Consider the following 25,420-nt stretch of genomic DNA (forward strand, 5'->3'; position numbering starts at 1 on the left):
CCCCGGTAGCCGACTGGCGCTTCAGAGTGCCTTGACCAGTTCCGGCACGGCGTCGAACAGGTCCGCCACCAGACCGTAGTCGGCCACGCTGAAGATCGGCGCTTCTTCGTCCTTGTTGATCGCGACGATCACCTTGGAATCCTTCATGCCCGCGAGGTGCTGGATGGCGCCTGAAATGCCGCAGGCGATGTAGAGGTCGGGCGCGACGATCTTGCCGGTCTGGCCCACCTGCAGGTCGTTGGCCGCATAGCCCGCATCCACCGCCGCGCGGCTCGCGCCGATGGCGGCGCCGAGCTTGTCGGCCAGCGGGGTGAGCACTTCATTGAATTTCTCGCTGCTGCCCAGCGCGCGGCCACCCGAGACGATGACCTTGGCGGCCGTCAGTTCGGGACGGTCGCTCTTGCTGAGTTCGCGCCCGACGAAGCTGCTCTTGCCGCTGTCGGACACGGCAGCCACGGTCTCCACGGCAGCCGAGCCACCGCTGGCCGCGGCGGCATCGAAGCCCGTGCCGCGCACCGTGATCACCTTGACCGCATCGCCCGACTGCACCGTGGCGATGGCGTTGCCGGCATAGATCGGGCGCTCGAAGGTGTCGGGCGCGTCGACCTTGGTGATGTCGGAAATCTGCGCCACATCGAGCTTGGCGGCCACGCGCGGTGCCACGTTCTTGCCGCTGGCGGTGGCCGGAAACAGGATGTGGCTGTAGTCGCCCGCGACGGCCAGCACCTGGGCGGCGAGGTTTTCGGCCAGCCCGTCCTTGAGGCTGGCGCCCTCGGCGTGCAGCACCTTGGCCACGCCGGCGATCTGCGCGGCGGCCTGCGCGGCGGCGCCGGCGTTCTCCCCGGCGACCAGCACATGCACCTCGCCCCCGCAGGCAGCGGCGGCGGTAACGGTGTTCAGGGTTGCAGCCTTGAGGCTGGCGTTGTCGTGTTCGGCAATGACGAGTGCGGTCATGTTCTGTGTTCCTTTACCTCAGATCACCTTGGCTTCGTTGCGCAGCTTCTCGACCAGCGTGGCCACGTCGGGCACCTTCACGCCGGCGCCGCGCTTGGGCGGCTCGCTCACTTTCAGGGTCTTCAGGCGTGGCGCCGCATCCACCCCGAGGTCGGCAGGCGTCACGGTATCGAGCGGCTTCTTCTTGGCCTTCATGATGTTGGGCAGCGTGACGTAGCGCGGCTCGTTCAGGCGCAGGTCGGTGGTGATGACCGCGGGCGTGGTGATGCTGACGGTCTCAAGACCCCCGTCCACCTCGCGCGTGACCGTGGCCTTGCCGTCCGCCACTTCGACCTTGCTGGCAAAGGTCGCTTGCGGCAGGTCGGCCAGCGCGGCCAGCATCTGGCCGGTCTGGTTGGCGTCGTCGTCAATCGCCTGCTTGCCCAGGATCACCAGGCCCGGCTGTTCCTTGTCCACCAGCGCCTTGAGCAGCTTGGCCACGGCCAGCGGCTGCAGCTCTTCGTCGGTCTGCACCAGGATGGCGCGATCCGCGCCTATGGCCATGGCGGTGCGCAGGGTTTCCTGGCACTGGGCGACGCCGCAGGACACCGCCACCACCTCGCTGACCACGCCCTTTTCCTTGAGACGCACGGCCTCCTCGACGGCAATCTCGTCGAAGGGGTTCATGCTCATCTTGACGTTGGCGATGTCCACACCCGTGTTGTCCGACTTCACGCGGACCTTGACATTGAAGTCCACCACGCGTTTGACGGGGACCAAAACCTTCATGCTGCGGCTCCTGGAGTTGATAGCGTTGACGTGTACGTAAACCCGAAGATTCTATAGTGCTGGCGCCTTGCCCGCCGTTTCAAATAAAACGAACGGTCGTGCTTTTTTGATTATGCCAGCCGCGGCTCAAACGCCTGCGTCGTGTCGGTGACAGCGCGGGCGCGCTCAATGCGGCTTCCAGCTCGGCACGCGCTTTTCGGCAAAGGCCAGCGCGCCCTCTTGGGCGTCGGCGTCCATCATGTTCGCGGCCATGGTCTGGCCGGCGAGCTGGTAGGCGGCCTGCAGGCCCAGCTCGCGCTGTTGATAGACCAGCTTCTTGCCCATGGCGACGGCCGCGCGGGGCTTCTCCACCACGGCGTCCACCAGCGCCGCCACCTCGGCATCGAGCTGGTCGGGCGCCGCGACGCGGTTGACCAGGCCTTCCTCGAGCGCGGTCTGCGCGTCGATGAAGTCGCCGGTGAGCAGCATCTCCATCGCGCGCTTGGCCGGCACGTTGCGCACCAGCGGCACGCTGGGCGTGGAGCAGAACAGGCCGTAGTGGATGCCGCTGGTGGCAAAGCGCGCCTCGGTGCTGGCCACCGCCAGGTCGCACTGGGCCACGAGCTGGCAGCCGGCGGCCGCCGCGATGCCCTGCACCCGCGCGAGCACCGGCACGTCGAGCTGGTTGATGGCGAGCATCACGCGGCTGCACTGGGTGAACAGCTCGCGGTACCAGGCCAGGTCGGGATGCGCCGACATGTCCTTGAGGTTGTGACCGGCGCAAAACGCACGGCCGCCGCCTGCGAGCACCACCATGCGCGCGTCGGGGTCGGCTTGCACCTGCTGCAAGGCGGCCTGCAGGCTGGCCAGCATCTCCGAGCCCAGCGCGTTGAAGCGCTTGGGGTCGTTCATCGTCAGGGTGTATACGCCGCGTGCGTCACGCTCGGTGCGCAGCAGCTCGGCGGTATCGGTCATGGTCTCTTTGCCTCTTGCATCACAAATCGGCGAGCGCGCGCAGATGCGCCTCAACGCTCAGCGCCAGCGGGTTCATCGCGTAGCCGCCTTCCAGACAGGAAACGATACGCCCTTTGGAAAAACGCCGTGCGACGTCCCTGATTCGCGAGGTGATCCAGGCAAAGTCGGCCTCCACCAGCCCGAGCTGCCCCATTTCGTCGTCGCGGTGGCTGTCGAAGCCCGCGCTGATGAAGATCATCTCCGGCTTGAAGGCCTCCAGGCGCGGCATCCAGACCAGGTCGACGATCTCTCGGATGTCCATGCCGCGGGTGTAGGCGGCCACCGGCACGTTGCACATGTTGGCCGCCGGACGCTGGTCGCCGCTGTAGGGGTAGAAGGGATGCTGGAAGAAGCTGCACATCAGCGCGCGATCGTCGCCGGCGAGGATGTCCTCGGTGCCGTTGCCATGGTGCACGTCGAAGTCGATCACCGCCACGCGCTTCAGGTTGTGGCGCTTGAGCGCGTATTTGGCGGCCACGGCCACGTTGTTGAAGAAGCAAAAGCCCATGGACTTGGCGTGCGTGGCATGGTGCCCGGGCGGGCGCACCGCGCAGAAGGCGTTTTCCAGCTCGCCGGCGATGACCGCGTCGGTGGCGTCCAGCGCCGCGCCGGCGGCACGCAGGGCGGCGTTCCAGGTCCAGGCGTTCATCGACGTATCCGGGTCCACCTGCGCGTGGGCCGGGCCGCCGGCGGCCTTTTCTTCGGCAATGCGCTCGGACATGCCGCGCAGCGAGGCCACGTACCAGCGGTCGTGCGCCAGCTCGATGTCGGCCAGCGCGGCGGCCGGCGCCTCGCGCTGGTCCAGCACGTCGGCCAGGCCCGTGACCAGCATGCGGTTGTGGATGGCATCCAGGCGCTCGGGGCATTCCGGGTGGCCAGCCCCCATTTCGTGCCTGCGGCAATCAGGGTGGGTATAAAAGCCCGTTCTGCTCACGCTCTGTCTCCACGCTGCTTTTGGGATAACGTCGCGGCCATGGACATACCGGCAAAAATCCAGGCGCTTTTGAGCCAGCTTAACACGGTGATCGTGGGCAAACCGACGCAGATCCAGGACAGCGTCGCCTGCCTGCTCGCGGGTGGACACCTCTTGATCGAGGACGTGCCCGGCGTGGGCAAGACGACGCTGGCGCATGCGCTGGCGCGCAGCTTCGGGCTGGCGTTCGCGCGCGTGCAGTTCACCTCCGACCTGATGCCCAGCGACCTCACCGGCGTGGCGGTGTACGAGCGCGGCAAGGAGGCCTTTGTCTTTCACCCCGGCCCGGTGTTCACCCAGGTGCTGCTGGCCGACGAGATCAACCGCGCCAGCCCGCGCACCCAGAGCGCGCTGCTGGAGGCGATGGAGGAAAAACAGGTCTCGGTGGAAGGCGAAACCCGCCCCCTGCCCCAGCCGTTCTTCGTGATCGCGACGCAGAACCCGCAGGAGCAGATCGGCACCTTCCAGCTGCCCGAAAGCCAGCTCGACCGCTTTCTGATGCGCATCTCGCTGGGCTACCCCGACCGTGCGGCCGAGCGCGCGCTGCTCGCTGGCGAAGACCGGCGCGAGCAGCTCGAGCACCTGCCGGCGCTGCTCGACGCGCGCGAGCTGGCCTTGCTGCAGGCGCAGGTGCAGGCGGTGCACGTGGCGCCCGCGTTGCTGGACTACGTGCAGGCGCTGATCGCGGCGACGCGTTCGGGCAAGTGGTTCGTGCAGGGGCTGTCGCCGCGCGCGGCGATCGCACTGGTGCGCGCGGCGCGCGCGCAGGCGCTGATCGAAGGGCGCGGCTACGTGGCACCGGACGACGTGCAGGCCATCCTCGCGCAGACCATTGCCCACCGCATGCAGCCGGTGAGCGGCGCGGGCCGCGGCAGCGTCGAGCAGGTGCAGGCCATGGTGCAGGCCGTGGCTCTGCCATGAGCAGCGTCGCCGCCCCGCATGCCTGGCTGGCCGCGCGCTGGCAGCGCTGGTGGATGGCGCGCGTGCCGCCGGGCGACCAATTGCGCCTGACGCAGCGCAACATCTACATCCTGCCCACGGGCGCGGGCTGGATGCTGGCGCTGACGCTGCTCATCCTGCTGGTGGCCTCGATCAACTTCCAGCTCAACCTGGGCTATCTGCTGACCTTCCTGCTGGCCGGCTGCGCGGCCGTGAGCACCTGGGTGAGCCACGCCACGCTGCGCGGCCTGCAGCTCGTGCTGGCGCCGCCGACGCCGCAATTCGCCGGCACCAGCGTGCGGCTGCAGGTGCAGCTGATCAACACGCGCGCCAGCGGGCGCCATGGCATAGCGCTGTCGCTGCGCCAGCCGCGGCTGTGGTCCTGGACGGACGTGCCGCCCCAGGGCAGCGCGGCGCTGGAGCTGAGCTTCGCGCCCGCGCGGCGCGGACTGCAGGCGGTGCCGCCGCTGGCCATCCAGACGCTCTACCCCATGGGCCTGTTTCGCGTGTGGGCCTGGTGGCGGCCGAAGGCGCAGGTGCTGGTCTATCCCCAGCCCGAGGCCGCCTGCCCGCCCCTGCCCGCGGGCGAGCCGCTGGCCGGCCAGGGCGGCGCGGCCAGCAGCAGCGCCAGCAGCGAGCACGGCGGCGTGCGCGCCTACCGGCGCGGCGACGCGCAGCGCCTCATCGTCTGGAAGAAGGCGGCGCAGGCCCTGGCCAGCGGCAGCGACGCGCTGGTCAGCCGCGACGCCCAGGCCGACCAGCGCAGCCAGCTCTGGCTCAGCCTGCAGGCCACCGCCCTGCGCGACACCGAGGCCGCGCTCTCGCGCCTGGCGGCCTGGGTGCTGCAGGCCGACCGCCTGGGGCTGAGCTACGGGCTGCGCCTGGGCGCGGTGACCGTGGCGCAAGGCAGCGGAGCGGCCCAGCGCGAGCGCTGCCTGCACGCGCTGGCCGTCCATTGATTCTGCATGAAATACGCCTCAAACGCTTACCTGGCAAGCGCTGGCAGCTATCTTTCGGATAGTTTCTGCCACTGGCCGACCCGAGGCCGCGCATGATGCAGCGTCTGCACAGCCTGCCCCGCGACACGCGCGACACGCTGTTTCTGCTGCTGGTGGTGGCCTGCTGCATCGCGCCACTGGTGGCGCACATCCCGCCCTGGGCCTCGGTGCTCGGGGCGCTGCTGCTGCTGTGGCGCGGCGCACTCGCCTGGCGGCTGCACCCGCTGCCCTCGCGCCCGGTCATCTGGCTGCTGCTGCTGGCCGTCACCGGCTTCACGCTGGCGAGCTTTCGCACCATCGTCGGACCGGATGCGGGGGTGACCCTCGTCGTCATGCTGCTGGCGCTCAAGACGCTGGAGCTGCGCGCGCGCCGCGACGCCATGGTGGTCTTCTTCCTGGGCTTCTTCACGCTGCTGTCCAACTTCCTGTTTTCGCAGGCGCTGGGCGTGGCGCTGATGATGCTGCTGGCCCTGCTCGGCCTGCTCACCGCGCTGGTCAACGCGCACCGCCCGGCCGGGCGGCCGAGCCTGGCCTCCTCGCTCGCCGCCGCCGCGCGCATGGCGCTGCTGGGCGCACCGATCATGCTCGCGCTGTTCGTCTTCTTCCCGCGCTTTGCGCCCTTGTGGGGCGTGCCGGGCGACGACACCACGGGGCGCAGCGGCCTGTCCGGCCAGATGAGCGTGGGCGCGATCGCGCAGCTGGCGCTGGACGACAGCGTGGCGCTGCGCGTGCGTTTTCACACGCCGGGCGGCGAGCCGCCGCCACAGTCCGCGCTGTACTTCCGCGGTCCGGTGCTCAGCGCCTTCAACGGCCGCGATTGGTACGCGCTGCTGCAGCCCGAGGCACGCACCCTGGGCTGGGCGATTCCGGCCCCCGCCGAGCTGCAGGTGCAGGGCGAGCCGGTGCGCTACGAGATGACCATGGAAGCAAGCCGCCGCCCCTGGCTGCTGACGCTGGACGTACCCGCCGAGCCTCCCCAGCTGCCCCAGGGCATGCGCGCACAGATGACGCCCGAGCTGCAGTGGGTGACGCTGCGCCCCGTCACCAGCGTGCTGCGCTACGAGGCCGCGAGCTATCTGCGCTTTCGCCACGGCCCGCGCGAGCGCACGCCCATGCTGCGCCCCTACCTGCAGCTGCCGCCCGACTCCGACCCGCGCACGCGCGCGCTGGCGCAGTCCATGCGCGCCGAGCTCGGCGGCGGCGCCCAGGCCCTGGTGGACGCCGCGCTGCAGCGCCTGCGCAGCGGCGGCTACCGCTACACGCTGGAGCCGGGCGCCTACGGCCAGAACACCGCCGACACCTTCTGGTTCGATCGCAAGGAGGGTTTTTGCGAGCACATCGCCTCGGCCTTCGTGGTGCTGATGCGCGCGCTGGACATCCCCGCGCGCATCGTCACCGGCTACCAGGGCGGCGAGATGAACCCGCTGGACGGCTACTGGACGGTGCGCCAGAGCGACGCCCACGCCTGGACCGAGGTCTGGATGCAAGAGCGCGGCTGGGTGCGGGTGGACCCGACGGGCGCGGTGGCGCCCGGGCGCATAGGCACGCTGCAGCGCCTGCAGGCGCCGCGCGGCGCCTTCGGCACCGCCTTGGGTGCGGTCATCAGCCCGTCCATGCTGCAGCGCCTGCGCTCGGTCTGGGAGGCGCTGGACAACCGCTGGACGCAGTGGGTGCTGAACTACACGCAGGAGCGCCAGCTCGACCTGCTCAAGCGCCTGGGCCTGCGCGACCCCGACTGGCGCGACCTGGTGCGCGTGCTCGGCCTGCTCGCCGCCGCTGCTGCGCTGGCGGGCGCCGCCTGGGTGCTGCGCGAGCGCTACCGGCTCGACCCCTGGCAGCGGCTGATGCAGGAGCTGCACCGGCACCTGCGCCGCGCCCACCTGGCGCTGCCCGAGCACCTGCCCGCACGCACCATGGCCCGGCACCTGCGCGAGGCGGCGGGCGCGGATGCCGAGCCGCTGGCCGATTGGCTGCTGCGCCTGGAGCGCGCGCGCTACGGCGCGGCGCCCGAAGAAGCGTCGCCGGCCGAGCTGCGCCGCGCGCTGCGCCGCCTGCCCTGGGGCGCGCTGCGCCAGCCGCGGCGTCCAGGCGCCGCACGCCCTGAAAACGGCGGATGAAGCGCGCCGGCGCGCGCTACTGCACCGTGCCCGTCAGCGGCGCCACGACCGCGTCCTCGGCGTGCGGCTGGGCCACCGGCTGCACCGTCACCGGCTGCTGCAGGCGCGGCCCGGGCGCCGGCAGGTAGCGCGCGAACAGGTCGAAGAAGCTGGCATAGAAGTGCGCGTCGTTGATGGTCTCGCTGCCCACCTTGACCAGGGTGTCGTCGGTGGCATTGAGCGGCAGCGACAGCGAACCCAGGCCGCCGACGCCGAGCGAGGCGGAATTGTTCACCTTCTTGATCACGTAGCGGTCCTGAATGGCGCTGGCGAAGACCGCGGTGGCGCCCACGCCCTGCCCGTCGGGCGCGCAGACCACGCGCATCTGCACCTCGTAGTGCACGTCCGGCGTGGGCTGGTAGTACTTGCGCCCCTTGACGTCCTCGGCGGTGGCGGTCTCCACGATGTAGCCCTGGCTGAGCAGCGCGCGGCGCGCCGCCTCGCAGCTTTGCTGCTGGCCGGCGCGCAGGTGGCGCGTGTGCATGTCGGAGCGGTCGAAGTCGTTGGGCGTGAAGGCGATGTTGCGCTCGGGCCCGGGCAGCGCTTCGGGCAGGCGCGCGCAGCCCGTCAGCGCGCCCGCGAGCAGCAGCGCCGCGAGGCCGAGATGAAGCGCAAAGGGGTGTCTGGCGATCGGCATGGAAGACCGATTGTGCAGCAGTGCCGGTCGCGCGCAGGGGGGTTCACCGCCTGTTTCAGGCAGCAATATCCTGCAAGGACCAGCGCGGCAGCACGTCGAAGGCATAGTCGCGCGTCGGCCGCGCCAGCCCGGCCTGCACGCGCATCGCCGCCGCCATGGCGATCATCGCGCCGTTGTCGGTGCACAGGTGCAGCTCGGGGTAGTGCACGCGCAGGCCGCGCGCGGCGCAGGCCGCATCCAGCTGCGCGCGCAGCCGCGCGTTGGCGCCCACGCCGCCGGCCACCACCAGGCGCCGCAGCCCGCTCTGCTGCAGCGCCGCCAGCGACTTCTTCACCAGCACCTCGACGATGGCCGCCTGGGTGCTGGCGGCCAGGTCCGCGGTGTGCGCCGGCAGGTCCTCGCCCAGCTTGCGCGCCTGGGTGAGCACGGCGGTCTTGAGGCCGGCAAAGGAAAAATCCAGCGTGCCGCTGTGCAGCAGGGGCCGAGGCAGCTTGAAGGCCTCGGCCCTGCCGCCCTCGGCCAGCCGGGCCAGCGCCGGCCCGCCCGGATAGGGCAGCCCGAGCAGCTTGGCCGACTTGTCGAAGGCCTCGCCGGCAGCGTCGTCCACGGTTTCACCGAGCAGTTCGTAGCTGCCCACCGCATCCACCCGCATGAGCTGGGTGTGTCCGCCCGAGACCAGCAGCGCGACGAAGGGGAACTCGGGCGGGTCGGCCCCGAGAAAAGGCGACAGCAGATGGCCTTCGAGGTGGTGCACGCCCAGCACCGGCAGGTCCAGCGCGGCGCCCATGGCGCAGGCCACGCCCGCGCCCACCAGCAGCGCGCCGGCCAGGCCTGGTCCGCGCGTGAAGGCCACCAGATCGAGCGCGGACAGCGCCACGCCGGCCTGCTGCAGCACGGCCTGCGTGAGCGGCAGCACGCGGCGAATGTGGTCGCGGCTGGCGAGCTCGGGCACCACGCCGCCATAGGCCTGGTGCATGGCGATCTGGCTGTGCAGCGCCTGCGCCAGCAGTTCGGGGCGGGCCTTGGCGTCGCGCACGCGCACCAGCGCCACGCCGGTTTCGTCACAGGAAGATTCAATGCCGAGGATCAGGCGGTGCATGGGCGCAAGTGTAGGGCTGGCGCTGCCGGCTGCAGGCGCCCGGCCGGGTTCTCGAGAACCCGGACTTGCATAAGGGTATCTGGTGCTTCGCGGGGCAGGCACTTTCTATAATCTTCGGGTCTACCCGATACTTGATTTTCTTCAATTCCCACATCCTGAAAATATGCTTGAGAAAAGGAAGCCGTCATGGACAGCGCAGTAGTCAGCCTGTTGTCGGCCTTTGTGCTGTCCCTCATAGGGCTTTTTGCCTTCATGTGGTCCATGCGCAAGGGGTTGTTCGTGGAAAACCCCAAGGCCGCCGGCACGATTTTTGCCCCGGGCGAGGTGGGCAAGGCCGATGATCCCTCGCTGACCCCGAGCGGCGAGGCGCGGCTGCAGCAGGCCATCGACGAGACCCAGGACAAGGGCCGCGAACTGCAGCAGGCCGAGGACCCGCAGGAGCTGGAAGACCGCATCGAGGCCGACCGCTCCACCTCGTTTCCGGCCTTCATGTTCATCGGCTTCGCGGTGATGTGGCTGGTGGTGGGCTCGCTCGCAGGCCTGACCGCCTCGCTCAAGCTGCACTGGCCCGACTGGCTGGTGGGCGAGGCCTGGGAGACCTTCGGGCGCATGCGCACCTACCACCTGACGGCGGTGCTCTACGGCTGGATCACCAACTGCGAGCTGGGCATCATCGTCTGGCTGCTGCCGCGCCTGATGCGCACGCCGCTGCGCGGGCCGCTGTTCGTGATGATGGGCGGCGCGCTGATCAACGTCGGCATCGCCAGCGCCATCGGCGGCTTTGGCGCGGGCTGGACGGCCGGCATGGAATATCTCGAGATCCCGTGGCAGATCGGCATCTTCCTGGTGCTGGGCTTCGTCTGCATCATCATTCCGGTGATCTCCACAGTGGTGCATCGCAAGGCACATGAAATCTACGTGAGCGCCTGGTACCACGTGGGCTCGCTGCTGTGGATCGCGCTGCTGTTCACCGTGGCCAAGTTCCCCGGCGCGCACTACGGCGTGGAGCAGGCCACGATGAACTGGTGGTATGGCCACAATGTGCTGGGCCTGTGGTTCACGCCGGCGGCGCTGGGCGCGATCTACTACTTCCTGCCCAAGGTGATAGGGCGGCGCGTGAGCTCCTACAACCTGTCCATCCTGGGTTTCTGGACGCTGGCATTCTTCTACGCCCAGGTCGGCGGACACCACCTGGTGGGCGGGCCGGTGCCCGAGTGGCTGATCACGCTCTCGATCGTGCAGAGCATGATGATGATCGTGCCGGTGGCCGCGTTCTCGGTGAACATGGCCGGCACCATGTGGGGCCGCATGAAGCTGGCGCTGTACTCGCCCACGCTGCGCTTCATGATGTTCGGCGGCTTCATGTACATGCTGTCGTCGGTGCAGGGCTCGTTCGAGGCGCTGCGCTCGGTCAACCGCGTCGCGCACTTCACGCACTTCACCGTGGCCCACGCCCACCTGGGCGCCTACGGCTTCGTGACCATGGTGCTGTTCGGCGCCGTCTACTTCATGCTGCCACGCATCCTGCGCTGGGAATGGCCCTTCCCCAGGCTGATTTCCTGGCACTTCTGGCTCGCCGCGATCGGCATCCTGATCTACTTCGGCCCGCTGACCTACGGCGGGTGGCTGCAGGGCCTGGCCATGCTCGACGAGTCGCGTCCCTTCATGGATTCGGTCACGCTCACCATTCCCTACCTCTACTGGCGCAGCATAGGCGGCTCGATGATGGTTGCCAGCCACCTGATCTTCGCCTTCCACGTGCTGGTGATGGTGCTGCGCTTCGGCCCCAACCGCACCGGCGCCGCCCTGTTCAACCACGAGCCGCGCAAGCTGGAGGTGGCCCATGGAAAATGAAGTCAAGCTGATCACCGGCACCATGGTGACCTTCACCATCGCCGTGGCGGCGCTGGTGCTCATCCCCTACTTCCAGGTGCGCGACATCCCCGCGCCCGACGGACTCAAGCCCTATACCAGCGCCGAGCTGCGCGGGCGCGAGGTCTACATCGCCAACGGCTGCATGTATTGCCACACCCAGCAGCCGCGCGACGCCAGCTTCGCCCCCGACGCCAAGCGCGGCTGGGGCCGCGTGTCGGTGCCGGCGGACTACACCTACGACCGCCCGCACCTGCTGGGCAGCATGCGCACCGGGCCCGACCTGTTCAACATCGGCGTGCGCCAGCCCAGCCTGGACTGGAACCTGGGACACCTGTACCAGCCGCGCGCCTATGTCAAGGAATCGATCATGCCGTCCTACCCCTACATGTTCGAGGTCAAGGACAAGGCGGACAAGGACGAGACCGTGGTCAACCTGCCGCCGGGCACCGCTCCCGAGGGCAAGGTGGTCGTGGCCAAGCCGGAGGCGCTGGATCTGGTCAAGTACCTGCAGTCGCTCAAGCGCAACTACCCGATCGTGCCGGCCGACCCGCAATGAGCGCGCCGACCGGACTGAACCTGTGAGGTAATGCATGCCCAATTCCAATGAACGTCCCGAGGCCCAGCAGCGCGAGAGCACCGATCCGGAAGAGCGCATCCGGCCGATGCCGCTGCTGCCGGCGCTGATCGCCATCGGCATGGTGCTCTTCGGCATCATCTACATCGCCATCTCCGGCCCCTACAGCCGCCCCTGGATGGGTGACGAGCGCACGCTGGCCGACCTGCAGGCCAAGCCCGCCGGCGGTGGCGGCGCGGACGCGGCGGTCGACGGCGGCGCGATCTACGCGGCCAACTGCGCCTCCTGCCACCAGGCCAGCGGCGCCGGCCTGCCGGGGGTGTTCCCGCCGCTGGACGGCTCGGAATGGGTGCATGGCAGCCCCAAAATCCTGGCCAACATCGTGCTGCACGGCATCGACGGCGAGATCACCGTCAAGGGCAACACCTACAAGGGCCTGATGCCGAGCTTTGCGCAGTTGAGCGACGCCGAGCTTGCCGGGGTGCTTACCCACATCCGCAGCAGCTGGTCGAACCAGAACGAGCCGGTGGACGCCGAGCTGCTGGCCCAGGAGCGCAAGAGCGGACGCGACACGCCGTTCGAGAGCGGCGAAGCGCTCAAGGCGCTGGAGCCCTGAGCCGCCCATGGTGCTGCGTACCGCGCTGATCAGCCTGCTGGTGGCGATCGGCGGCTACGCCGCAGCCAGCTGGCTCACGCACGACTTTCGCGTCTGGACCGAAGAAGGCGCGCGCCGCCTGGAAGTGGCGCTCGCGCCCGTGCCCCTGCCCGAGGTGGCGCTGCAGGGCACACGGCTGCCCGCGCCCACGCTGGCCGCCACCGCCCGGGGCAGCGTGACGATTGCCGACTTCTTCTACACCCGCTGCCAGACGGTCTGCCTGTCGCTGGGCAGCACCTTCCAGCAACTGCAGGCCAGGCTGCAGACCGAGCCCCAGGACGAAGGCGCCGCGCCGCTGCGGCTGCTGTCGCTGTCCTTCGACGGCGCGCACGACAGCGCCGCGGTGCTGCAGGCCTATGCCGGCAAGCTGGGCGCCGACCCCGACCTCTGGCGCTTTGCCAGCGTGCCCGACGCCGCGCAGCAGCGCGCGCTGCTCGAGCGCCTGGGCGTGGTGGTCATCCCCGACGAACTGGGCGAATTCGAGCACAACGCCGCGCTGCTGGTGTTCGACGCCCGCGGGCGCATGGTGCGGGTGTTCGACCTGGCCGAGCAGGAGCTGGCGCTGAACTACGCGCGCCAGCTCGCCTCCAAGCGCTCATGAACGGGCACGGGGGGCGCAGACTCATCGCATTGCTTGGCGACCGGCGGCTGGCCTGGCCGGGCCTGCTGCTGGCCGCGGTGCTGGCGCTGCCGGCGGCGCGCACCCTGCTGGAGGCCAGCATGTGGCGCCACATGGTGCTGCAGTATCCGCTGTGGATGCTCTCGGGCGCGCTGCTGGCCGGCGGGCTGAGCGGTCGCATGCGCGAGCGCCTGGCGCGCTGGAACGCCTCGGGCATCAGCGGGCTGCTGCTGGCGGGCACGGTCATCACCGTGCTGATGATTCCGCGCGTGCTGGACCTGGCGCTGGTTGCGCCGGCGGTGGAGCTGGCCAAGTGCGGCGCGCTGCTGGCCGCCGGCGCGGCGCTGCGCCTGTCCTGGCGGCAGGCGGGGCTGGTGGCCCAGGGCTTCTTTCTGGGCAACATGCTGCTCATGGGCGCGGTCGTCGGGCAGCTCTATGCGCAGTCGCCGCTGCGGCTGTGCAATGCCTACCTGCTGGGCGACCAGGAGCGCCTGGGCCAGTGGCTCACCGCCATTTCCACGACGGTGGCGCTGCTCTGGCTGGCGCAGGTGTTCTGGTGGGTCGCGCGCCGCGACGCCGACACCGGACGCATGGCGGGCACGCAGGCGCCGCAGGACGCCGCCGCGCGCGAGGGCGCCAGCGCCCCAAGTCCGCAATCGCCCTGAGGGCGCACACCGCCGGCGGGCGCGGGCAGGCAGATAATGGCCGGCATGAACCTCGCATCCACCCTGTTTCCGCTGGGCTGGGAACACTACCTGCTGGGCGGCCTGTGCATCGGCCTGGGCGTGGCGCTGCTGTTTGCCATGACCGGCCTGGTCGGCGGCATGAGCAGCGTGTTCTCCTCGACCTGGTCCTTCATCGTGCGGCGGCCCTTCTTCCAGCAGCCGGCGCTGCGCGGCTCGCGCATCTGGCGGCTGCAGTACGCCGCCGGCCTTGTCCTCGGGGCGCTGCTGTGGTGGCTGTGGCTGGGCGGCCCGGGGCCGGAGACCACCGCCGTGCCGGCCTGGCAGCTGCTGGTGGGCGGCTTCATCGCCGGCTTTGGCGCGCGCATGGGCCACGGCTGCACCTCGGGGCACGGCATCTGCGGGCTGGGTTCGCTGCAATGGCCGTCGGCCCTGGCGGTGCTGTGCTTCATGGCCACGGCCATGATCACCGCCAACCTGGTCTGGAGCTTGCAGGCATGACATCCGCACGCGCCCTGGCGACGCTGGCCGCCGGCATGCTCTTTGGCTTCGGCCTGGCCGCTTCCACCATGATCCGCCCCGAGGTGGTGCTCAGCTTCCTGCGCTTTCAGGACTTCGGCCTGGTGCTGGTGCTGGGTGGCGCGGTGCTCGTCACCGGCCTGGCCTACGCACTGCTGCCGCGCCTGCTGCGCCGCCCGCTGCTGGGGGGTGAATTCCAGCGCCACCCCATGCACCCGGGCGCCCGCACGCTGGTGGGCGCCGCGCTCTTTGGCGTGGGCTGGGGATTGAGCGGCGTCTGTCCCGGCCCGGCGATCGCCGGCCTGGGCGCGGGCAACTGGATGCTGCTCTACGCGCTGGGCGGCATCGCACTGGGCGCGCTGGTGCAAGGGCTGCTGGCCAAGCCCTGAGCGGGCCAAGAATTTTCAGCATCAAAACCGCCTTTTGCGCTTGCCCCGCCTGCGCAGACAGCTATTGCTGCCGTAGCAGCCGGCAGACCGCATAAAATCAGGCCGCCCTTATCCTTTTGCCTAGCACGGCATCCCGCGGGATGCCGTTTTTCATGCCATGAGCGAAACCCCTGCACAACCGGGCCTGTTCAGCCTGTCCAAATCCTTCGAACCCGCCCCGCTGGAGGCCCACTGGGGGCCGGAATGGGAAAAGCGCGGCTACGCCCGCGCGGGGGTGCGCGGCAGCGGCCAGCCGGACGCAAGCCAGCCAGGCTTTGCCATCCAGCTGCCGCCGCCCAACGTGACGGGCACGCTGCACATGGGCCACGCGTTCAACCAGACCATCATGGACAGCCTCACGCGCTACCACCGCATGAAGGGGCACAACACGGTCTGGGTGCCGGGCACGGACCACGCGGGCATCGCCACGCAGATCGTGGTCGAGCGCCAGCTGCAGGAACAGGGCGTGCAGCGGCGCGCGCTGGGGCGCGAAGCCTTCACCGCCAAGGTCTGGCAGTGGAAGGAGAAAAGCGGCAACACCATCACCACGCAGATGCGCCGCATGGGCGACAGCGTGGACTGGAGCCGCGAGTACTTCACCATGGACGACAAGCTCTCCAGGGTGGTGACCGAGACCTTCGTGCGCCTGTATGAGCAGGGCCTGATCTACCGCGGCAAGCGGCTGGTCAACTGGGACCCCAAGCTGCAGTCCGCCGTGTCCGACCTGGAGGTAGAGAGCGTCGAGGCCGAGGGCAAGATGCACTACATCACCTACCCCTTCGTCGACGGCCCGCAACCCATCGACGGCGTGATGCAGCGCGGCATGACGATCGCCACCACCCGCCCCGAAACCATGATGGCCGACGGCGCGCTGGCCGTGCACCCCGAGGACGAGCGCTACAGGCACCTGGTGGGCAAGATGGTGGAGCTGCCGCTGATGCAGCGCAACATCCCCATCATCGCCGACGACTTCGTCGACCGTGAATTCGGCTCGGGCTGCGTGAAGATCACCGGTGCGCACGATTTCAACGACTACGCCTGCGCGCTGCGCCACGGCCTGCCGCTCATCACCATCTTCACGCTGGACGCGCACATCAACGACAACGGCCCCGCCGCCTACCGCGGCATGGACCGCTACGCCGCCCGCAAGGCGGTGGTGGCCGACCTGGAGGCCGGGGGTTTTCTGGTGGAGATCAAGCCGCACAAGCTGATGCTGCCCACCTGCACGCGCACCGGCCAGGCGGTGGAGCCGATGCTGACCGACCAGTGGTTCGTCGCGATGTCCAAGGTGGGCGAAGGCGACGCCAGCGGCAAGAGCATCGCGCAAAAGGCCATCGACGCCGTGGCCTCGGGCGAGGTTCGCTTCGTGCCCGAGAACTGGGTCAACACCTACAACCAGTGGATGAACCACATCCAGGACTGGTGCATCTCGCGCCAGCTCTGGTGGGGCCACCAGATCCCGGCCTGGTACGACGAGGATGGCCAGGTCTACGTCGCACGCAGCGAGGAAGAAGCGCAGGCGCAGGCCCCCGGCAAGAAGCTGCGCCGCGACGAGGACGTGCTCGACACCTGGTACTCCAGCGCCCTGGTGCCGTTTTCCACCATGGGCTGGCCCGAGCAGAGCGACGCGCCCGCCGATGACTACAACCTCTACCTGCCCTCTTCGGTGCTGGTCACCGGCTACGACATCATCTTCTTCTGGGTCGCCCGGATGATCATGATGAGCACGCACTTCACCGGCCGCGTGCCCTTTCGCCACGTCTACATCCACGGCCTGGTGCGCGACGCGCAGGGCAAGAAGATGAGCAAGAGCGAGGGCAACGTGCTCGACCCGGTGGACCTGATCGACGGCATCGCGCTCGCGCCGCTGCTGGAAAAGCGCACCACCGGCCTGCGCCGCCCGGAGACCGCGCCGCAGGTGAAGAAGAACACGCAAAAGGAATTTCCCGAAGGCATCCCCGCCTACGGCGCGGACGCGCTGCGCTTCACCTTCGCCGCGCTCGCGAGCCTGGGGCGCTCCATCAACTTCGACAGCAAGCGCTGCGAGGGTTACCGCAATTTTTGCAACAAGCTCTGGAACGCCAGCCGCTTCGTGCTGATGCACTGCGAAGGCCACGACTGCGGGCTCGACGGGCTGAGCAATTGCGCCAATGGCCGCATGTCGTTTTCCGCGGCCGACCGCTGGATCGTCTCCGAGCTGCAGAGGACCGAAGCCGCCGTGGCCCAGGGCTTTGCCGAATACCGCTTGGACAACGTGGCGGGCGCGATCTACGAATTCGTCTGGAACGCGTTCTGCGACTGGTACCTGGAGATCGCCAAGGTGCAGCTGCAGACCGGCGACGAGGCGGCGCAGCGCGGCACGCGGCGCACGCTGATCCGCACGCTGGAGACCATGCTGCGCCTGGCCCACCCCCTCATCCCCTTCGTCACCGAGGCGCTGTGGCAGGTGGTGGCGCCGGTGGCCGGCCGCGCCGGGCCTTCCGTGATGCTCGCGCCCTACCCCGAGGCCCAGCCCGAGCGCATCGACGAAGCCGCCTGTGCGCAGGTGCGCCACCTGCAGCAGATGGTCGAGGCCTGCCGGCAGCTGCGCGGCGAGATGGGCGTGTCGCCGGCACAGCGCTTGCCCCTGCTGGCCGTGGCCGACGACGGCGACGAGGCACGCTTCCTGCGCGAGCACGCCCCCGTGCTGCAAAACCTGGCGCGGCTGAGCGAGCTCAAGCTCTTCGAGGACGAGTCCGCCTGGCAGGCCGCAGCCGGACAGGCGCCGGTGCTGGTGGCCGGCAAGGCGCGCCTGGCGCTGCACGTCGAAATCGACGCGGCGGCCGAGAAGGCGCGCCTGGCCAAGGAAGCGGCGCGCCTGTCGGGCGAGATCGCCAAGGCCCGGGGCAAGCTGGCCAACGAAGCCTTCGTGGCCAAGGCCCCGGCCGCAGTGATCGCCCAGGAAAAGCAGCGCGTGGCCGATTTCGGCGCGACGCTGGCGCGCATCCGGGAACAACTGGCCCGGCTGGGCTGATGACTCCTTCCCCCTCTGGGGGAAGGCGGGGATGGGGGCTGCCGGCGACTGCGCCGCCGCTGGCCCCCACCCCAACCCTCCCCCAGAGGGGGAGGGAGCAAAAACCCACACTACAGGTGCTCCATGACCCTCACCCTCATCCGCAAGGCCGTCTTCCCCGTCGCCGGCCTGGGCACGCGCTTTCTGCCCGCCACCAAGGCCAGCCCCAAGGAGATGCTGCCAGTGGTGGACAAGCCGCTGATCCAGTACGCGGTGGAAGAAGCCTACGAAGCGGGCATCCGCGACATGGTCTTCGTCACCGGCCGCAGCAAGCGCGCGATCGAAGACCATTTCGACACCGCCTACGAGCTCGAAAGCGAGCTGGAAGCCGCGGGCAAGCAGGCGCTGCTGCACCTGGTGCGCAGCGTCACGCCCGAGGACATGCACTGCCTCTTCGTGCGCCAGCCGCGCTCGCTCGGCCTGGGGCATGCGGTGCTCTGCGCCGAGCCGCTGGTGGGCAATGAACCGTTTGCGGTACTGCTGGCCGACGACCTGATGGTGGGCGAGCCGGGCGGGCCTGGCGTGATGGCGCAGATGACCGCGGCGTTTGAAAAGCAGGGCCGCTCGCTGCTGGCGGTGCAGGAAGTGCCGCAGGAGGAAACCCGGCGCTACGGCATCGTCAAGGGCGAGGACGCGGGCGGGCCGCTGCTGCGCATCGACTCCATCATCGAAAAGCCCGCGCCCGAGGTGGCGCCGTCGCGCATGGGCGTGGCCGGGCGCTACGTGCTCACGCCGCGCATCTTCGAGGAAATCCGCCAGCAGCCGCGCGGCGTGGGCGGCGAGATCCAGCTTACCGACGCGATCGCGCGCCTCATGCGCCATGAGGCGGTTTACGCTTACCAGTACAGCGGCAAACGCTACGATTGCGGTAGCAAGGAAGGCTTCTTGCAGGCCACCGTTGAGCTGGCGCTGCAGCACCCGCAGGTGGGCGCGCACTTTCGCGACTGGCTCAAGACCCTGCAGGCCTGAGACCGCGCCGCATTCGGCTCATTCGCGCAGCACATCCGCCCCCTTGGGCGGCGTGAAGCGAAAGCTGCCGGCTGGCAGCGGCGCATTGAGCTTGAAGTCGCTGAAGCGCAGTTCCGAGCGCAGGCCGAAATGGTCCACGATGACGAGGCGCGCCAGCACCTCGCCCTTGAGGCCCACGCGCACGCTGGCAATCTGCCCGTCCTGCGCCTTCGGGCTCGCCAGCACCCAGTGCAGGCCGTCGGCGTCGGGCTGTTCGGTCAAAGTGAAATCCTTGCCCAGCTCGGCCAGGTCGGGCTTGGAAGTGAGCAAGGCCGCGGGCGTGCTGCCCAGCGCCTGGTCCTGGGCGCGCTCGGTCACCTGGTTCAGGTCAGCGTCGTAGAGCCACAGGGTCTTGCCGTCGGCCACGATGGTCTGCACGAAGGGCTTGGCATAGTCGAAGCGAAAGCGCCCCGGGCGCTCGAAGGCGAAGTGCCCGCTGGACACCTTGGGCGGCGCCGTCTTGCCGTCGCGCGCCGGGGCGGTGACCTGCTGGGTGAACTCGGCCTCGCCGCTGCGTGCCTGCTGCATGAAACTTTCCAGGCTTTTCAGGCCTTGAGCCCATGCCCCACCAGCGCATGCAGCTATCAAAATGGTGAAAAACAAACGTTGCATGGCCGGGACTTTCATTCAGGGCGCGCGGCCACCAGCACCTCGCGCTGGCCGCTGCTGGTCAGGGCGCTGACCAGGCCCGCCTTCTCCATGTCCTCGAGCAGGCGCGCCGAGCGGTTGTAGCCTATGCGCAGCTTGCGCTGCACGTAGGAGATGCTGGCCTTGCGGTCCTTGAGCACGATCTCCACCGCCTGGTCGTACATCGGGTCCTTCTCGCCGCCGCCCTCGCCTTCGGCGCCAAAGCCACTGTCCTCGCCCTCGCCGGCGCCGCCCTCGAGCACGCCGTCGATGTAATCGGGCTCGCCCTGCTCCTTGAGGTAGCTGACCACGCGGTGCACCTCGTCGTCGGAGACGAAGGCGCCGTGCACGCGGATCGGCAGCCCCGTGCCCGAAGGCAGGTAGAGCATGTCGCCCATGCCCAGCAGGGCCTCGGCGCCCATCTGGTCGAGGATGGTGCGGCTGTCGATCTTGCTGCTCACCTGAAACGCGATGCGCGTGGGAATGTTGGCCTTGATCAGGCCGGTGATCACGTCCACGCTGGGGCGCTGGGTGGCCAGGATCAAATGGATGCCGGCCGCGCGCGCCTTCTGCGCCAGACGCGCGATCAATTCCTCGATCTTCTTGCCCACGACCATCATCAGGTCGGCAAGCTCGTCGATGACGACCACGATGTGCGGCAGGCGGTCCAGCGGCTCGGGCTCCTCGGGCGTGAGGCTGAAGGGGTTGCCGATGGATTCGCCGCGCGCATGGGCTTCGGCGATGCGGGCGTTGTAGCCCGCCAGGTTGCGCACGCCCAGGCGGCTCATGAGCTTGTAGCGCCGCTCCATCTCGCCCACGCACCAGTTCAGGCCGTGCGCGGCCTGCTTCATGTCGGTGACCACCGGGCACAGCAGGTGCGGGATGCCCTCGTAGACCGACATCTCCAGCATCTTGGGGTCGATCATCATCAGGCGCACGTCGCGCGGCTCGGCCTTGTAGAGCAGGCTCAGGATCATGGCGTTGATGCCCACCGACTTGCCCGAACCGGTGGTGCCGGCCACCAGGCAGTGCGGCATCCTGGCCAGGTCCGCCACCACCGGCGCGCCCACGATGTCCTTGCCCAAACCCATGGTCAAGAGGCTCCTGGCGTCGTGGTAGACCTGCGAGCCCAGCACTTCCGACAAATGGATCATCTGTCGGCGCGCGTTGGGCAGTTCCAGCGCCATGCAGTTCTTGCCCGGAATCGTCTCGATCACGCGGATCGACACCAGGCTCAGGGACCGCGCCAGGTCCTTGGCCAGGTTCACGATCTGCGAGCCCTTCACGCCCGTGGCCGGCTCGATCTCGTAGCGCGTGACCACCGGGCCGGGCATGGCCGCGACCACCGTGACCTCCACGCCGAAGTCGCGCAGCTTCTTCTCGATCAGGCGGCTGGTCATCTCCAGCGTCTCGGCCGAGACCGACTCCTGGCGCGCGGGCGCCGCATCCAGCAGATCGATCTGCGGCAGCGGGCTGTCGGGCAGTTCGGTGAACAGGGGTTTTTGCCGCTCCTGCACGACGCGCGTGCTGGGCGCGGCCTGCGCGGCCGCCGGCGGCTCGACGATATGCACCGTGCCCGGGTGCGGCTCGGCGCCCCCGCCTTCGTCGGGACGCTCGCCCAGCAGCACCTCCTGGCGCTCGCGCGCCGCGCGCCGCCCCGCCGCCTGGTCGCGCGCGCGCTCGCGCTGCACCCGCGCCCACTGCAGGCCGCGGTCCACCAGCATGCCCAGGCGCTGCGCCAGCGTGCCCCAGGAAAACCCGAACACCCAGGCCGCGCCCAGCACCGTCAGCACCACGCCGGCGATGCCCGAGCCGGTAAAGCCCAGCCAGCGCACGGCCAGCGGCCCGACGGCATAACCCAGCAAGCCGCCAGCGTGGCCGGGCAGCAGCGGCTCCAGACGGTACAGGCGCGACCATTCCAGCGCGCAGCTGGCCAGCATCAGCAGCACCAGGCCGCCCCAGAACAGCATGCGCCGCCGGCGCGCTGCCACGGCGTCGTCGCCGCCGCGCATCCAGCGCGCCAGCGCGCCAAACCACGCGACCACGCCGGCGGCCATCAGCCACCAGACGGAAAAACCCAGCATGAAGTAGCTGCCGTCGGCCACCCAGGCGCCCAGGCGCCCGACCCAGTTGATCGCCGCCTGGCCCGCCGCCGCACCCGCCGTGGACCAGGCTTCGTCGCGCGGCGAATAGCTCCACAGGGCCAGCAGCCAGAACAGCCAGAGCAGCAGGCCCAGCAGCAGCAGGATTTCCTGCCCGAAGCGGGCCACCGCGCCGCGCGCGCCGGTCCTGCGCGGCACATTCAGACTATTGGAGGAATAGGACATGTCGAAGGGAATAGAGGCGACGCTGAAAAAGCCCCTCGCACGTCGCGCATCCCGGCCTGCGACGGTCTGCGGCGTTGCAAATCCTCGCAACGGCTTGGGCTCGCTGCGGTTTACGGTTTGCGCCTTGCAGCCCATCCCCAGGCTGGACGCGCACCATCGCAGAGGCTTTTCCAGCGTTGCCCTAGCTTACTGCATGCACACCACGTGGCGTGGCCGGGGCACGGTTCATACAATGACCGGCTTGACGCTTTTTTCAGTCCGTTACCGCTGCGCCCTTGCCCCATGCCAAACACACGACACGCCAAAGTTCTGATCCTGGGCTCCGGCCCCGCGGGCTACACCGCCGCGCTCTACGCCGCGCGCGCCAACCTCAAGCCGGTGCTGATCACCGGCATGGCCCAGGGCGGGCAGCTGACCACCACGACCGAGGTGGACAACTGGCCGGCCGACGTCGATGGCGTGCAGGGCCCGGCGCTGATGGAGCGCTTCCTGGCCCATGCCACGCGTTTTGATACCGAAGTGATCTTTGACCACATCCAATCCGTGGACCTGAGCCAGCGCCCGTTCAGCCTGCAGGGCAGCGAGAGCTACACCTGCGACGCGCTCATCATCGCCACCGGCGCCTCGGCCAAGTACCTGGGCCTGCCCTCCGAGCAGGCGCTGATGGGCCAGGGCGTGTCGGCCTGCGCCACCTGCGACGGTTTCTTCTACCGCGGGCAAGACGTGTGCGTGGTCGGCGGCGGCAACACTGCGGTGGAAGAGGCGCTGTACCTGGCCAACCTTGCGCGCAAGGTCACGCTGATTCACCGGCGCGACAAATTCCGCGCCGAGCCCATCATGGTGGACAAGCTGATGGAGCGCGTGGCCAGCGGCAAGATCGAGCTCAAGACCCCCTGTACGGTCGATGAGGTGCTGTCCGACGCCAAGGGCGTGGCCGGCGTGCGCATCAGGCACGCGGACAGCGGCGCCACCGAGGACATCGCGGTGCAGGGCTGCTTCATCGCCATCGGCCATGCGCCCAACACCGGCATGTTCACCGGCCAGCTCGAAATGGAAGGCGGCTACATCATCACCCGGGGCGGCCACCAGGGCTTTGCCACCCAGACCAGCGTACCCGGGGTGTTTGCCGCGGGCGACGTGCAGGACCACGTCTACCGCCAGGCCATCACCAGCGCCGGCACGGGCTGCATGGCGGCACTGGACGCGCAGCGCTTTCTGGAGCAGCAGGGCTGAAGCCGCCGCGCCCGCCTCAGAACTTGGCGCGGTAATAGACCATCGGCCCGCCGTGGCGCGCGCGCAGCAGCAGGCGGGCGTCGCCGCCGCCCTGCAGCTGTACGCCGATCGCGCCGAACTCGGGGATGATGCCGCCGCCGCGGGCGGACTTCCATTGCACCTCCAGGCGCGCGGCGTAGACGGGCAGCGCGGCGCTGTGCTGCGCCTGAACGGCCTGGGCCGCGTTGCGGAAGTTGCCCGACCACTGCATCCAGCCCGAGACTCCCAGACGCAAGCGCCCGCCCATGGGCTGGCGCCAGTGCACGCCCACGCGCGGCTGCCAGCGCGCGGCCGGGCCGAGTGCCTGGTCGCCGGCCCAGCGGCCCCAGGGCGTGGTCTGCGCGCCGAGGGAAAAGCCGGTGGCCGCGCCCGTGGCGGCGCTCCAGTGCACCAGGTCCAGCGCCTGAGCGCGCTCCTGCACAGTGCTTCCGGGGGGAATGGTGTCGGCGCGCCACTGCCAGTGCGGCGCAGCCATGGTCTGGGCGCTGAGGGCCAGCCCGGACGAGGTCACCTGGGCCCCCGCCATCTGGCACATGAACAGCCCGAGCACCCAGACCATGCTCCGGCTTGTCGAGACTGGCTTCATGGCGAACCTCCTCGTGCAGCAAACCGGCGTTGTGCACAGTCAGACCCCTGTTGCCGCCGGGGAGTTCCGCCTGGCCCAGTCAGTGCCCTGGCGGTCCGGCCCCTTGCGGCTCCTGCGCCGCGGGCGCGCCTGCCGGTTGCGCGCCTGCTGCGCCATCCGCGCTCCACGGCGCCTGCCAGCCGCCGCCCAGCGCCTGCACCAGCGCCACCACGGCCTGCTGGCGCTGCAGTTGCAGCTGCATCAGCGCCCGGCGCGCGCCCAGCGTGGCCGCCTGTGCCGTCACCACGCTGGTGTAGGCCGTAAGCCCCGCCTGGTAGCTGTTGAGCGTGCGCTGCTCGGCCCCCGCCGCCGCATCGGCGGCCGCCCGCTGATGCACGATCTGGCGCTCCAGCGCATCCAGCGCGGTGAGCTGGTCTTCCACCTCGCCCAGCGCGCCGAGCACGCTCTGGCGGTAGCGCGCACCGGCCGCCTGCTGCGCGGCGATGGCCTGCTGCAGCGCGGCGTCGCGGCTGCCGCCGTCGAACAGGGTTTGGGCAATCGCCGTGCCCAGCGACCAGGTCAGCGCCGGCACGGACAGCAGATCGGCGATGCTGCCGCCCGCGGCGCCCAGCCCGGCCGAGAGGCTCAGGCTCGGGAACCACGCGGCCTGCGCCGCGCCGATGCGCGCATTGGCCGCGGCCACCTCGCGCTCGCTCGACGCCACGTCGGGGCGGCGCAGCAGCAGCTCGGAAGGCAGCAGCGGCGGCACCTGGGGCACCGCGTCGCGCCAGCCGGCCGGCGCCAGCGTGAACTGCGCCGGCGCCCGCCCGAGCAGCAGCGCAATGGCGTGCTCCGCGCTGGCGCGGCTGCGCGCCAGGCCCACGCGCGTGGCGCGGGCGTTTTCCAGCGTGGTCTGCGCCTGCAGCAGGTCGGCATGCGCAGCGACGCCCGCGCGGTAGCGGTTGCCGGTGATCTCGCGGGCACGCTCGTAGCCGGTGATGATCTCGTCCATCAGGCGCATTTCGGCGTCCAGTTCGCGCACCTGCAGATAGGCCTGCACCAGGCTGGCCCGCGCCGCCAGGCGGGCGCCGGCCAGGTCCGCCTCGCTGGCCTGCAGCGCCGCCTGCTGCGCCCGCACGCCCGCGGTAATGCGCCCCCAGAGGTCAGGCGCCCAGCTCGCCGCCAGGCCCAGGCTGGCGCTGCCACGCGCCGGCTCGCCGCCGCGCTGCGCTGCGGCCTGCAGGCCCAGCGTGGGCAGGCGCTGGGCCTCGCTTTGCTGCAGCAGCGCCTGCGCCTGGGCGACGTTGGCCGCGGCCACGGCGATGTTCTGGTTGCCGGCGTCGAGCTGCGCCACCAGCGCGTCGAGCGCCTCATCGCCAAACAGCTGCCACCACTGGCCGTCCTGCCAGCGCCGGTAGTCCGAGGTGCTGACCCAGCCTTTGGGGGCAGCGCTTTTCCACTGCGTGGGCAAAGGCGGCTCAGGCGCGGTGGGTGGCAAGGTGGTGCTGGAGCAGGCGGCCAGCAGGGCGCTGGCGAGCAGCAGGGCGGGCAGCTTGCGGGGTTTTGCGGTATGCCAAAAATTTACATGAAAAGTGGCTGAAACGCTTGCCCAGCAAGCGCTGGCAGCTAGCAAAACAGAGGACACCCTGCTCCCTCCCCCTTCGGGTGAGGGCTGGGGTGGGGGCCAGCGGCGTGGGCT

23 protein-coding genes are annotated in these 25,420 nt (G+C 69.7%); 13 read left to right on the forward strand and 10 right to left on the reverse strand.

What is annotated here, in order from left to right; all coding sequences use genetic code 11:
• Nucleotides 1-21: 21 nt before the first annotated feature.
• The 4 genes from FOZ74_RS00425 to FOZ74_RS00440 form a co-directional block, all read right to left on the reverse strand.
• Nucleotides 22-954, reverse strand: coding sequence for an electron transfer flavoprotein subunit alpha/FixB family protein (locus tag FOZ74_RS00425; RefSeq protein WP_146911158.1), 933 nt, complete (start codon nucleotides 952-954; stop codon nucleotides 22-24).
• A gap of 18 nt (nucleotides 955-972) precedes the next feature.
• Nucleotides 973-1,722, reverse strand: a complete 750-nt coding sequence (locus FOZ74_RS00430) for an electron transfer flavoprotein subunit beta/FixA family protein (protein ID WP_146911159.1) — start codon at nucleotides 1,720-1,722, stop codon at nucleotides 973-975.
• Nucleotides 1,723-1,887: 165 nt separating this feature from the next.
• On the reverse strand, nucleotides 1,888-2,676 hold the full coding sequence (locus tag FOZ74_RS00435; RefSeq protein WP_146911160.1) for an enoyl-CoA hydratase: 789 nt from the start codon (nucleotides 2,674-2,676) through the stop codon (nucleotides 1,888-1,890).
• A 19-nt stretch (nucleotides 2,677-2,695) separates the two neighbouring features.
• Nucleotides 2,696-3,601 carry a histone deacetylase family protein gene (locus FOZ74_RS00440; RefSeq protein ID WP_186764625.1) on the reverse strand — a complete coding sequence of 302 codons (906 nt, stop codon included), beginning with the start codon at nucleotides 3,599-3,601 and terminating at the stop codon, nucleotides 2,696-2,698.
• A gap of 87 nt (nucleotides 3,602-3,688) precedes the next feature.
• Between FOZ74_RS00440 and FOZ74_RS00445 the strand changes: the two genes are divergently transcribed.
• From FOZ74_RS00445 to FOZ74_RS00455, 3 genes are all read left to right on the forward strand, one after another.
• Nucleotides 3,689-4,609, forward strand: coding sequence for an AAA family ATPase (locus FOZ74_RS00445; RefSeq protein WP_146911162.1), 921 nt, complete (start codon nucleotides 3,689-3,691; stop codon nucleotides 4,607-4,609).
• Entirely contained in the window at nucleotides 4,606-5,586 is a 981-nt protein-coding gene (locus FOZ74_RS00450) for a DUF58 domain-containing protein (protein ID WP_146911163.1), read from the forward strand. The genes FOZ74_RS00445 and FOZ74_RS00450 overlap by 4 nt, the downstream gene beginning before the upstream one ends.
• A gap of 92 nt (nucleotides 5,587-5,678) precedes the next feature.
• Nucleotides 5,679-7,742 (forward strand): transglutaminase TgpA family protein, encoded by a 2,064-nt coding sequence (locus tag FOZ74_RS00455; RefSeq protein ID WP_146911164.1) that lies wholly within the window; start codon nucleotides 5,679-5,681, stop codon nucleotides 7,740-7,742.
• Nucleotides 7,743-7,758: 16 nt separating this feature from the next.
• On the opposite strand, the gene FOZ74_RS00460 is transcribed toward FOZ74_RS00455, so the two are convergent.
• Complete coding sequence (locus FOZ74_RS00460; protein ID WP_146911165.1) at nucleotides 7,759-8,418, reverse strand: DUF2242 domain-containing protein; 660 nt, start codon at nucleotides 8,416-8,418, stop codon at nucleotides 7,759-7,761.
• 55 nt (nucleotides 8,419-8,473) lie between these two features.
• Complete coding sequence (gene tsaD, locus FOZ74_RS00465) at nucleotides 8,474-9,517, reverse strand: tRNA (adenosine(37)-N6)-threonylcarbamoyltransferase complex transferase subunit TsaD (RefSeq protein ID WP_146911166.1); 1,044 nt, start codon at nucleotides 9,515-9,517, stop codon at nucleotides 8,474-8,476.
• Nucleotides 9,518-9,703: 186 nt separating this feature from the next.
• On the opposite strand from tsaD, the gene FOZ74_RS00470 reads away from it, so the two are divergent.
• The 9 genes from FOZ74_RS00470 to galU all read left to right on the forward strand — a co-directional run bounded on the left by FOZ74_RS00470 (nucleotide 9,704) and on the right by galU (nucleotide 18,891).
• Nucleotides 9,704-11,371 (forward strand): cbb3-type cytochrome c oxidase subunit I, encoded by a 1,668-nt coding sequence (locus FOZ74_RS00470; protein WP_146911167.1) that lies wholly within the window; start codon nucleotides 9,704-9,706, stop codon nucleotides 11,369-11,371.
• A complete protein-coding gene (locus FOZ74_RS00475; RefSeq protein ID WP_146911168.1) occupies nucleotides 11,361-11,948 on the forward strand; it encodes a cbb3-type cytochrome c oxidase subunit II in 588 nt (195 codons plus the stop codon). Before FOZ74_RS00470 ends, FOZ74_RS00475 begins: the two co-directional genes overlap by 11 nt.
• Before the next feature lie 34 nt (nucleotides 11,949-11,982).
• Complete coding sequence (locus FOZ74_RS00480) at nucleotides 11,983-12,582, forward strand: c-type cytochrome (protein WP_146911169.1); 600 nt, start codon at nucleotides 11,983-11,985, stop codon at nucleotides 12,580-12,582.
• A 7-nt stretch (nucleotides 12,583-12,589) separates the two neighbouring features.
• Nucleotides 12,590-13,222: an SCO family protein gene (locus FOZ74_RS00485; protein WP_255437702.1), complete on the forward strand. Its 633-nt coding sequence runs from the start codon at nucleotides 12,590-12,592 to the stop codon at nucleotides 13,220-13,222.
• Nucleotides 13,219-13,905, forward strand: a complete 687-nt coding sequence (locus tag FOZ74_RS00490) for a hypothetical protein (protein ID WP_186764626.1) — start codon at nucleotides 13,219-13,221, stop codon at nucleotides 13,903-13,905. The genes FOZ74_RS00485 and FOZ74_RS00490 overlap by 4 nt, the downstream gene beginning before the upstream one ends.
• A 45-nt stretch (nucleotides 13,906-13,950) precedes the next feature.
• Nucleotides 13,951-14,424, forward strand: a complete 474-nt coding sequence (locus tag FOZ74_RS00495) for a YeeE/YedE family protein (protein WP_146911170.1) — start codon at nucleotides 13,951-13,953, stop codon at nucleotides 14,422-14,424.
• Nucleotides 14,421-14,831 (forward strand): YeeE/YedE family protein, encoded by a 411-nt coding sequence (locus tag FOZ74_RS00500; protein ID WP_146911171.1) that lies wholly within the window; start codon nucleotides 14,421-14,423, stop codon nucleotides 14,829-14,831. The genes FOZ74_RS00495 and FOZ74_RS00500 overlap by 4 nt, the downstream gene beginning before the upstream one ends.
• A gap of 157 nt (nucleotides 14,832-14,988) precedes the next feature.
• Nucleotides 14,989-17,883, forward strand: a complete 2,895-nt coding sequence (locus FOZ74_RS00505; RefSeq protein ID WP_146911172.1) for a valine--tRNA ligase — start codon at nucleotides 14,989-14,991, stop codon at nucleotides 17,881-17,883.
• Nucleotides 17,884-18,006: 123 nt separating this feature from the next.
• Nucleotides 18,007-18,891, forward strand: coding sequence for a UTP--glucose-1-phosphate uridylyltransferase GalU (galU, locus tag FOZ74_RS00510; protein ID WP_146911173.1), 885 nt, complete (start codon nucleotides 18,007-18,009; stop codon nucleotides 18,889-18,891).
• A gap of 18 nt (nucleotides 18,892-18,909) precedes the next feature.
• Here galU and lolA read toward each other — a convergent pair whose 3' ends face one another.
• Both lolA and FOZ74_RS00520 read right to left on the reverse strand, forming a co-directional pair.
• Complete coding sequence (lolA, locus tag FOZ74_RS00515; protein WP_146911174.1) at nucleotides 18,910-19,542, reverse strand: outer membrane lipoprotein periplasmic chaperone LolA; 633 nt, start codon at nucleotides 19,540-19,542, stop codon at nucleotides 18,910-18,912.
• An 11-nt stretch (nucleotides 19,543-19,553) separates the two neighbouring features.
• Nucleotides 19,554-21,884 carry a DNA translocase FtsK gene (locus tag FOZ74_RS00520; RefSeq protein WP_146911175.1) on the reverse strand — a complete coding sequence of 777 codons (2,331 nt, stop codon included), beginning with the start codon at nucleotides 21,882-21,884 and terminating at the stop codon, nucleotides 19,554-19,556.
• Nucleotides 21,885-22,166: 282 nt separating this feature from the next.
• Between FOZ74_RS00520 and trxB the strand changes: the two genes are divergently transcribed.
• Nucleotides 22,167-23,117: a thioredoxin-disulfide reductase gene (trxB, locus tag FOZ74_RS00525; protein WP_146911176.1), complete on the forward strand. Its 951-nt coding sequence runs from the start codon at nucleotides 22,167-22,169 to the stop codon at nucleotides 23,115-23,117.
• Nucleotides 23,118-23,133: 16 nt separating this feature from the next.
• Here trxB and FOZ74_RS00530 read toward each other — a convergent pair whose 3' ends face one another.
• Together FOZ74_RS00530 and FOZ74_RS00535 are read right to left on the reverse strand one after the other, a co-directional pair.
• Nucleotides 23,134-23,742, reverse strand: coding sequence for a hypothetical protein (locus tag FOZ74_RS00530; RefSeq protein WP_146911177.1), 609 nt, complete (start codon nucleotides 23,740-23,742; stop codon nucleotides 23,134-23,136).
• Between the two features lie 79 nt (nucleotides 23,743-23,821).
• The gene (locus FOZ74_RS00535) at nucleotides 23,822-25,273 is read right to left on the reverse strand and encodes an efflux transporter outer membrane subunit (protein WP_255437824.1); all 1,452 of its coding nucleotides are present in this window, start codon (nucleotides 25,271-25,273) and stop codon (nucleotides 23,822-23,824) included.
• Nucleotides 25,274-25,420 lie beyond the last annotated feature (147 nt).

It is taken from the genome of Comamonas flocculans, from assembly GCF_007954405.1.
GTDB lineage: Bacteria > Pseudomonadota > Gammaproteobacteria > Burkholderiales > Burkholderiaceae_C > Comamonas_C > Comamonas_C flocculans.

Bases quoted from the DNA above. Each gene is read 5' to 3' on its own strand.
- FOZ74_RS00435 (WP_146911160.1), bottom strand. From the start codon at position 2,676: ATGACCGATACCGCCGAGCTGCTGCGCACCGAGCGTGACGCACGCGGC.
- FOZ74_RS00485 (WP_255437702.1), top strand. From the start codon at position 12,590: ATGGTGCTGCGTACCGCGCTGATCAGCCTGCTGGTGGCGATCGGCGGC.
- tsaD (WP_146911166.1), bottom strand. From the start codon at position 9,517: ATGCACCGCCTGATCCTCGGCATTGAATCTTCCTGTGACGAAACCGGC.
- FOZ74_RS00520 (WP_146911175.1), bottom strand. From the start codon at position 21,884: ATGTCCTATTCCTCCAATAGTCTGAATGTGCCGCGCAGGACCGGCGCG.
- FOZ74_RS00490 (WP_186764626.1), top strand. From the start codon at position 13,219: ATGAACGGGCACGGGGGGCGCAGACTCATCGCATTGCTTGGCGACCGG.
- FOZ74_RS00450 (WP_146911163.1), top strand. From the start codon at position 4,606: ATGAGCAGCGTCGCCGCCCCGCATGCCTGGCTGGCCGCGCGCTGGCAG.
- FOZ74_RS00480 (WP_146911169.1), top strand. From the start codon at position 11,983: ATGCCCAATTCCAATGAACGTCCCGAGGCCCAGCAGCGCGAGAGCACC.
- FOZ74_RS00430 (WP_146911159.1), bottom strand. From the start codon at position 1,722: ATGAAGGTTTTGGTCCCCGTCAAACGCGTGGTGGACTTCAATGTCAAG.
- galU (WP_146911173.1), top strand. From the start codon at position 18,007: ATGACCCTCACCCTCATCCGCAAGGCCGTCTTCCCCGTCGCCGGCCTG.
- trxB (WP_146911176.1), top strand. From the start codon at position 22,167: ATGCCAAACACACGACACGCCAAAGTTCTGATCCTGGGCTCCGGCCCC.
- FOZ74_RS00470 (WP_146911167.1), top strand. From the start codon at position 9,704: ATGGACAGCGCAGTAGTCAGCCTGTTGTCGGCCTTTGTGCTGTCCCTC.
- FOZ74_RS00530 (WP_146911177.1), bottom strand. From the start codon at position 23,742: ATGAAGCCAGTCTCGACAAGCCGGAGCATGGTCTGGGTGCTCGGGCTG.
- FOZ74_RS00505 (WP_146911172.1), top strand. From the start codon at position 14,989: ATGAGCGAAACCCCTGCACAACCGGGCCTGTTCAGCCTGTCCAAATCC.
- FOZ74_RS00500 (WP_146911171.1), top strand. From the start codon at position 14,421: ATGACATCCGCACGCGCCCTGGCGACGCTGGCCGCCGGCATGCTCTTT.
- FOZ74_RS00445 (WP_146911162.1), top strand. From the start codon at position 3,689: ATGGACATACCGGCAAAAATCCAGGCGCTTTTGAGCCAGCTTAACACG.
- lolA (WP_146911174.1), bottom strand. From the start codon at position 19,542: ATGCAACGTTTGTTTTTCACCATTTTGATAGCTGCATGCGCTGGTGGG.
- FOZ74_RS00440 (WP_186764625.1), bottom strand. From the start codon at position 3,601: ATGGGGGCTGGCCACCCGGAATGCCCCGAGCGCCTGGATGCCATCCAC.
- FOZ74_RS00460 (WP_146911165.1), bottom strand. From the start codon at position 8,418: ATGCCGATCGCCAGACACCCCTTTGCGCTTCATCTCGGCCTCGCGGCG.
- FOZ74_RS00455 (WP_146911164.1), top strand. From the start codon at position 5,679: ATGATGCAGCGTCTGCACAGCCTGCCCCGCGACACGCGCGACACGCTG.
- FOZ74_RS00495 (WP_146911170.1), top strand. From the start codon at position 13,951: ATGAACCTCGCATCCACCCTGTTTCCGCTGGGCTGGGAACACTACCTG.
- FOZ74_RS00425 (WP_146911158.1), bottom strand. From the start codon at position 954: ATGACCGCACTCGTCATTGCCGAACACGACAACGCCAGCCTCAAGGCT.
- FOZ74_RS00475 (WP_146911168.1), top strand. From the start codon at position 11,361: ATGGAAAATGAAGTCAAGCTGATCACCGGCACCATGGTGACCTTCACC.